We start from the raw sequence: 6,972 nt of genomic DNA, 5'->3' as shown, positions 1-6,972 counted from the left end.
GCTCAGCGTCGCGAGGAATTCATCCTTCAGCCGGCTCGCGCGCGCGCCGCAGGGCCTGGTGCCGCCCGAACTGATGGTGGGCACCGAGACCGCCGACGATGCGGCGGTGTACCGGCTGAACGACCAGCAGGCATTGGTGGCCACCACCGACTTCTTCACGCCGATTGTCGACGACCCGCGCGACTTCGGCCGCATCGCGGCGACGAACGCCATTTCCGACATCTACGCGATGGGCGGCACGCCGATCATGGCGCTGGCGCTGGTGGGCATGCCGCTCGACAAACTGCCGCCGGCCGTCATCGGCGCGATCCTCGAAGGCGGCGCGAGCATCTGCCGCGAGGCCGGCATCCCGATCGCCGGCGGCCATTCGATCGACGTGCTGGAGCCGATCTACGGGCTGGTCGCGCTCGGCCTGGTGCACCCGGATCGCGTGCGCCGCAATGCCGATGCGCGCGATGGCGACGTTCTGGTGCTGGGCAAGCCGCTCGGCGTGGGCATCCTGTCGGCCGCGCTGAAGAAGGGGGTGCTGGATGCGGCGGGGTATGCGGAGATGCTGCGCCACACGACGCAGCTGAACCGCGTCGGCAGCGAGCTGGGTGGGCTCGACGGCGTGCATGCGATGACCGACGTGACCGGCTTCGGGCTGGCGGGGCACTTGCTGGAGGTGTGCCGGGGGTCGGGGCTGGCGGCCGAGCTGGACTTCTCCGCGCTGCCCTTGATCGAGTCGGCCGCCGCGCATGCGCGGCACGGCATCGCGACCGGCGCGTCGGCGCGCAACTGGGCTGGGTATGGCGCCGACGTGACGCTCGCGCCCGGGTTGCAGCCGTGGCAGCAGGCGCTGCTGACCGATCCACAGACCAGCGGCGGGCTGTTGGTGAGCTGCGCGCCCGAGGTGGCGGCGCAGGTGCTGGCGCGGTTTCATGCCACGGGGTTTGGACAGGCCGCCGTGATCGGGCGCATGCGGGCGGGGTCGCCGCGGTTGCAAGTCACGTAGCCCGGATGCCAATCCGGGTTCTTCGCGCACCACCGCATTCCCGGATTGGCATCCGGGCTACGAGAGTGCCTCGAACTTCTTCGCCAGGAAATCCACCAGCGCCCTCACCCGCCCCGGCACGAAGCGGCCGCTCGGCAGCAGCGCGTGCAACGGGTAAGGCTCGGTCTCCCACTCGGGCAGCAGCGGCAGCAGCGCACCGCTGAGCAGTTCGCTGCGGATGTCGATCTGCGACTTCAGCAGCACGCCTGCCCCCGCCACCGCCCATTCGCGGGCCAGCGAGGCATCGTCGACGGTGCGGTCGCCCTTGACGCGCACCTCGACCCAATGGCCGTCGCGACCGAAGCGCCAGCCGCGGAAGTTGCGCCCGCCGCGGTCGAAGGTCAGGCAGTTGTGCTGCAGCAGGTCCTGTGGCACCTGCGGCGCGGCGTGCCGGCGCAGGTAGTCGGGCGATGCGCACAGCACCGGCCGCGACGGCACCAGCAGCCGCGCGACCAGGCCCGAGTCGGCCGGCGTGCCGTAGCGCAACGCGACATCGACATCGTCGCGCACCACGTCCTTCGGGCGATCCCCCACGCTGAGCACCAGTTGCAGGCCGGGATGTGCGGCCATGAACTCGCTGAACCACGGCAGCAAGGTGGTGCGCGTCAGGTCCGAAGGCGCGGCAACGCGCAAGCTGCCGACCAGCGCACCGCGCTCTTCCGTCACCTGCGATTCGCCCTCGGCCAGCAGCTCGAAGGCCCGCGTCGCATAGCCGAGCAGCGTCTGCCCTTGTGCCGTCAGCCGCATCGCGCGCGTCGAACGCTCGAACAGCCGCGTGCCGAGCTGCGCCTCCAGCCGCTTCAGCATCGCACTGGCCGCCGCCGGCGTGATGCCGAGTGCCGCAGCGGCAGCCGTCAGCGAGCCGCCCCGCGCGGTCTGGATCAGCACGTCGAAGTCCGCGATATTGCCAACCTTCATTTGAAATTGATACTTTCTCAGCAGGCTTATCAATCGATGTTTGCGATTCTAGAGTTCGAGCCTCACTCACTGGAAGCCCCCATGAACCGCCCACAGACTCCCCTCACCGTTGCGTCCACGTCGATCGCCCGCGAAGCAGCGGCGCGCCTGATCGACGCCGCGCGCGCCGCCTGCCATGACATCGGCATCGAAGCCACCATCGCCGTCACCGATGCCGGCGGTCACCTGAAGGCGCTGGACCGCACCGACGCCGCCCCGTTCCTGACCGTCGACGTCGCGATCGACAAGGCCTGGACGGCCGCGTCGTTCGGCCTCGGCACCCATGTGTGGGCGGGCATCGTCAAGGACCCGGTCGTCGCGCAACTCGCGCACCGGCCGCGGCTGGTCGCCGTCGGCGGTGGCTGTCCGATCGTCCACGACGGCCGCGTCGTCGGCGGCATCGGCATCTCCGGCGGCAATGCGCTGCAGGACCAGCAGGCGGCCGAGATCGCGCTGAAGGCCGTCGGCTTCGACGTCACGCAGGCCTGAGCAGCCTCAGCCCAAAGGATCGCAGGCGATGCGGAAATCGACGTGGTAGTGCTCGTCATGCCGCACCCACGCGCGGCCCTTCATGAAGTTGACGTGCTCGCGCAGCCAGTCGCCRCGCGGCGTGGCCAGCAGCATCGGCAGGTACGGCGGATCGAAGATCACCATCGCGAGGCCCGCGCCGTGGCGCCGTGCCGACTCCGCGAGCTGGAACAGGTGCTCCGCGATCGCCGCGAAGTCGACGCGCAGGTCGCCGAAGCGGCCTGCCGCATCGAACTCGATCGCGTACCCGAGCTTGTTCGTCACGCCCGTCGGCAACGGCACCGACGCGCCGGCCGCGTTGCGCACCGGCACGAAGAAGTCGACCGACAGGCCGTTCTGGTGACTGCGGTGCGGCCGGATGCGGCCGCCACTCGCCCAGCCGGTTTCGCCGTAGACGAACACCGTGCCCGGCAGCGCCGTCGCGAGCTGCGCATAGGCGTCGACGACGATGTCGTGCACCGTCGAGTGCACATGGGTGCGGCCGGCCGTCACGCCGAGCCGGCTGTAGGCCGAGAAGTTGGCGCCGTCCGTCGGCAGCGCAACGCCGTCCTCGAGCCGACCCTGGGCCACCGTGCCGAAGCAACGGCTCGCCGCCCACGACGGCAGCGCGGCCGCCGATCCGCACAACGCGAGCAGCGCCCGCCGATGGATGCGGCTCACGGTGGCGGCGCCTCGCTCTCGCCGCGCTGCCAGATCTCGTGCCGGTGGATGCCGCCCTGCGCATCGACCGCCAGGTAGCCGACGTTCTGCGACTGCAGGAACGCCAGCGCGTCCGCCTGCAGCAGCATCGCGATCGTCGTCAGCGCGCCGGCCGCCAGGCAGGCCGGCGCCACCACGCTGACCGATTGCCAGTGCGACACCGGCATGCCGCTGCGCGGATCGAGGATGTGGCAGTAGCGCACGCCGTCGTGCTCGAAGAAGCGTTCGTAGTCGCCGCTGGTCGCGAGCGCGCCATCGCCGAGGTCGATGCGGGCGACCAGCGCGCGCTCGTGCCGCGGGTGCTGCACGCCGAGCACCCAGGGCCGGCCGTCGGGCCGCGGGCCGATCAGGCGGATGTCGCCCCCCAGGTTGACCATGCCGTGGCGCACGCCGCGCGTCTGCAGCAGCGTCGCGGCGCGATCGGCCGCGTACTCCTTGCCGAAGCCGCCGAAGTCGAGCTCCATGCCGGCCATCGGCAGCTCGATGCGCCCGACCTGCTGCGGCCCGCGGCGCTGCCAGCGCAGCTTGCTCCAGCCGACGCGCGGCAGCAGGTGCGCAAGCTGGCCATCAGCCGGCTTGCGGCCGGCCTTGAAATCCCAGGCCTGGCGCAGCATGCCCGAGGTGATGTCGAACAGCCCGCCGCTGCTCGCATGCAGCTGCGCGGCGAAGTCGAGCAGGTCCGCCGTCTCGACGTCGACCTCGACCGGCCGGCCGCTGCCCGCCGCCGCGTTGATGCGCGACACCACGCTCGCCTCGCGATAGCGCGAGAACTTCGATTCGATGCGCCGCACCTCGTCGATCGCCTCGCGCGCCAGCGGCTCGGCCTTCTTGCGGCCGAGGTCGGCGATGCGGATCTCGCACTCGCAGGCCATCGCGCTGAAGCCGAAGCCGAGGTCGTCGGGCTGCGCCTCGGCGCGCGCCGACATCGGATGGGACACGATCGGCTCGCTCAAAACCTGCGGCTGATGCCGACCTGCAGCATGCGCGCCTTGAACGGCTCCAGCCCCTGCGAGCCCTCGCCGCCGGCACGCCACTCGCCGCGCTGCTGGTAGGCCTCGCCCTTCAGGTCGAAGGTCCACAGCGCGTCGACCGCCCATTGCAGCTTCAGCCCCAGCGTGAACGCGCCGAAGGCCGACAGGCGCTGGTCCGGCGAGTTGTAGGCGCTGGCATCCCAGCCCACCGGGAACGGCGCGCCGAGCGTCGCGTCGTACACCGGATCGGTGTAGAACGATGCGGCGCTCTGCGTGTAGTAGCGCAGCAGCGGCRCCAGGCTGACGCCGCCGCCGACCGGCTTGATCCACTCCAGCTGCAGCGTGCTCGCCTTCACCTGCCAGCTGTCGTTGTAGGCGCGGTAGCTGGTGCGCAACGTGGAGCCGTCGCCGGCGAAGTGGTGGTTCCAGCGCAGCAGCAGCGCGGTCTGGCGGCGCTCGCTGGGGCGCGCATCGAGCGCCTTGTACGGATCGTTCAGGTAGCCGGTGCTGCGGCTGTGCGTCAGGTTGGCCTGCACCAGGTCGTCGCCGGTGACGGCCTGCGTGACGCCGACGATGAAGTCGTTGGTGCGCTTGCGCTCGTCGCGGATGGTGCCGGCATAGCCGCCCTCGGTCGGGTCGATCTTGTCGCCGGCATGGCCGAAGCCGGCATTCCAGGTGGTGTTGTTGTCGTCGCTCGACAGCGTGCCGGCCACCGAGAACGCGCGCGACAGGTAGTCGTGCTCGGTCGAGTAGGCGCCGCCCAGCGACAGCGACGCGCGCTGGAAGTAGCGCGTCACCTTCAGGTCGCCGGCCTTGCGCTCGTCGTCCATCGTCGACGCGCCGGACACGCTGCTGTGGTAGCGCGGCGTCGCGCCCGACACATGGTCGACCGTGGCCGTCGCCTCCAGGCCCCAGTCGCGGCCGATGGGTGCTGCGAGCAGGAACGACGGCGAGTTCACCGTGATGCGTTTCCAGCCGGGCTGCGAGTCCTGGTAGTTCAGGAAGCGCAGGCCGATGAGGCCTTGCTCGGGGGCGTTCTCGGCGCGCGCTGACGAATGCCAGACACCGGGCAAGGCCATCGCGGCGAGCACGAGGGTGCCGAAGGGGGCGGTCAGTTGCATCCGCAGCCTCCGCCACCGACGCCGTAGCCGCCGGACGCGTTTTCCTTGCTGGTGTAGATGTGCTGCTCGAAGCGCTGCTCCAGCGCATTGCCGCCCATCGTCATCTCGGGCTTCGCGAGCTTGCCTTTGTCCCAGGCCTTGGGCGGTTCGTAGTTGGCGCAGCCGGCGATGCAGCCCAGCACCAGCAGCCCGATCGCTGATTTCGTCATGGTGTTCCCCTGTCGTCGCGCGAGACTTTAACTCCCGGCGTGGAACGCTTCATGCATGCCGCCGCGCACCGTTTGAACGCTGGAGGTTCGCGATGCTGGACAGCACCACCACGAAGTTCTCACACGTGAAGCCGGGCGACACCGCCTGGCGCAGCGACGGGCTGCGGGATTTCTTCCTGTACCGCGACCTCGGCGTCGAGGAAGCCACCCGGGGCCGGGTGCTGGCGCAGCTGGTCAAGGCCAACATGGCACCCGAAAAGGGCACCGGCTGGCACCGTCATGAGGCGCAGTTCCACATCGTCATCATGACCAAGGGTTGGGCGAAGTTCATGTACGAGGACCAGGAGACGCTGGTCTCGGCCGGCGACTGCGTGCACCAGCGCCCCGGCATCGTGCACTACCTGTTCGACTACTCGCCCGACATGGAGTACATCGAGATCGTCGGGCCGTCAGACTTCACGACCATCGACATGCCGGGGCCGTGCGAGGTGCCTCCGGTGACGCCCTGGACCCGCGCATAGCGGGCCGAGCGCCGGGCCGCCCCAAGCCGGCCCGCATCCCCKCGGGGGATCGGTCGACGTACCCGTCGGCCGAGGGGTGGTCATTCCTCTAGAACTCCATGTCGAGTTCTTCGATGTCGTCGGGCTCGGCCTTCGCCGCAGCGATCCACTCCTTCATCTCCGGCATCGCCATGATGGTCTGGCAGTAGAGGATGCAGGGCTTGTTCAGCTTGACCCCGTAGGTCAGGAAGCGCGTGACGACCGGCGCGTACATCGCGTCGGCCATCGTGCGCTGCGCGCCGAACAGGTACGGGCCGCCATACGCCTCGAGGCACTCGGTCCAGATCTCGGTGATGCGCTCGATGTCGGGCTGCGCGCCGGCCCAGATCTTGTGCCCCGGGTGGTGCGCCTTCAGGTTCATCGGCAGCGAACTGCGCAGGTTCGCGAAGCCCGAGTTCATCTCGCCGCTGACCGAACGGCAATGCGCCCGCGCGATGCGGTCCTTCGGCATCAGGCCGGCGCCCGGCTTGATCTCGTCCAGGTACTGCGCGATCGCGAGCGTGTTCCACACCTTCGCGCCCTCGTGCGTCAGGCAGGGCACGCGGATCGACGGCGCGAGCAGCAGCAGCTCCTTGCGCGCATCGGCATCGTCGGGCGACACCATCACCTCGTCGAAGTCCAGCCCGGCGAAGCGCGCCAGCAACCAGCCGCGCAGCGACCACGACGAGTAGTTGCGGCTGCTGAGCGTCAGCGTCGCCTTCGCGGTGGCAGCCTCCGCTTTCCTTGGAGCAGGCTTGGCAGCGGGCTTCTTCGCGGCGACGGTCGACATGCGGGGTCTCCGAAACCACGCGGCGGGGCGGCGTGTCCGGTAAGGCATTGCAAGCGCTGTGCCATTGCCCGGTGCCTGCGGGCCGGCTGGCGCGCAAGTTGCTGGCTCTGCGGTGCGCGCTACCG

The 6,972-nt window shown here is 69.9% G+C and carries 9 protein-coding genes; 3 read left to right on the top strand and 6 right to left on the bottom strand.

Features of this window, described 5'->3' with window-relative positions:
• A partial coding sequence (selD, locus tag AC1D01_RS15370; protein ID WP_477867662.1) for a selenide, water dikinase SelD occupies positions 1–994 on the top strand: 994 nt, incomplete at its 5' end.
• A gap of 57 nt (positions 995–1,051) precedes the next feature.
• Here the strand turns inward: selD and AC1D01_RS15365 are convergent.
• On the bottom strand, positions 1,052–1,951 hold the full coding sequence (locus AC1D01_RS15365) for a LysR family transcriptional regulator (protein ID WP_477867660.1): 900 nt from the start codon (positions 1,949–1,951) through the stop codon (positions 1,052–1,054).
• Positions 1,952–2,032: 81 nt separating this feature from the next.
• On the opposite strand from AC1D01_RS15365, the gene AC1D01_RS15360 reads away from it, so the two are divergent.
• Positions 2,033–2,479: a GlcG/HbpS family heme-binding protein gene (locus AC1D01_RS15360; RefSeq protein WP_477867658.1), complete on the top strand. Its 447-nt coding sequence runs from the start codon at positions 2,033–2,035 to the stop codon at positions 2,477–2,479.
• A gap of 6 nt (positions 2,480–2,485) precedes the next feature.
• Here the strand turns inward: AC1D01_RS15360 and AC1D01_RS15355 are convergent, their stop codons facing one another.
• From AC1D01_RS15355 to AC1D01_RS15340, 4 genes are read right to left on the bottom strand one after another with little or no spacing between them, the layout of a single operon-like run.
• Complete coding sequence (locus AC1D01_RS15355) at positions 2,486–3,178, bottom strand: penicillin-insensitive murein endopeptidase (protein WP_477867656.1); 693 nt, start codon at positions 3,176–3,178, stop codon at positions 2,486–2,488.
• A complete protein-coding gene (locus tag AC1D01_RS15350; protein WP_477867654.1) occupies positions 3,175–4,155 on the bottom strand; it encodes an FAD:protein FMN transferase in 981 nt (326 codons plus the stop codon). Before AC1D01_RS15350 ends, AC1D01_RS15355 begins: the two co-directional genes overlap by 4 nt.
• An 11-nt stretch (positions 4,156–4,166) precedes the next feature.
• Positions 4,167–5,309, bottom strand: coding sequence for a DUF3570 domain-containing protein (locus AC1D01_RS15345; protein WP_477867652.1), 1,143 nt, complete (start codon positions 5,307–5,309; stop codon positions 4,167–4,169).
• On the bottom strand, positions 5,300–5,518 hold the full coding sequence (locus tag AC1D01_RS15340) for a DUF4266 domain-containing protein (protein ID WP_477867650.1): 219 nt from the start codon (positions 5,516–5,518) through the stop codon (positions 5,300–5,302). The genes AC1D01_RS15345 and AC1D01_RS15340 overlap by 10 nt, the downstream gene beginning before the upstream one ends.
• Positions 5,519–5,610: 92 nt before the next feature.
• Between AC1D01_RS15340 and AC1D01_RS15335 the strand changes: the two genes are divergently transcribed.
• The gene (locus tag AC1D01_RS15335) at positions 5,611–6,039 is read left to right on the top strand and encodes a cupin domain-containing protein (protein ID WP_477867648.1); all 429 of its coding nucleotides are present in this window, start codon (positions 5,611–5,613) and stop codon (positions 6,037–6,039) included.
• An 88-nt stretch (positions 6,040–6,127) separates the two neighbouring features.
• Here AC1D01_RS15335 and AC1D01_RS15330 read toward each other — a convergent pair whose 3' ends face one another.
• Positions 6,128–6,847: a glutathione S-transferase gene (locus AC1D01_RS15330; protein ID WP_477867646.1), complete on the bottom strand. Its 720-nt coding sequence runs from the start codon at positions 6,845–6,847 to the stop codon at positions 6,128–6,130.
• Positions 6,848–6,972: the final 125 nt, after the last annotated feature.

The sequence above is a fragment of the Rhizobacter sp. P3_B12 genome, assembly GCF_056402895.1.
This window is presented reverse-complemented; position numbering and strand designations above follow the sequence as displayed.

Excerpts from the sequence above, each read along its gene's own strand:
- AC1D01_RS15365 (WP_477867660.1), bottom strand. The coding sequence starts at position 1,951 with ATGAAGGTTGGCAATATCGCGGACTTCGACGTGCTGATCCAGACCGCG.
- AC1D01_RS15360 (WP_477867658.1), top strand. The coding sequence starts at position 2,033 with ATGAACCGCCCACAGACTCCCCTCACCGTTGCGTCCACGTCGATCGCC.
- AC1D01_RS15340 (WP_477867650.1), bottom strand. The coding sequence starts at position 5,518 with ATGACGAAATCAGCGATCGGGCTGCTGGTGCTGGGCTGCATCGCCGGC.
- AC1D01_RS15335 (WP_477867648.1), top strand. The coding sequence starts at position 5,611 with ATGCTGGACAGCACCACCACGAAGTTCTCACACGTGAAGCCGGGCGAC.
- AC1D01_RS15330 (WP_477867646.1), bottom strand. The coding sequence starts at position 6,847 with ATGTCGACCGTCGCCGCGAAGAAGCCCGCTGCCAAGCCTGCTCCAAGG.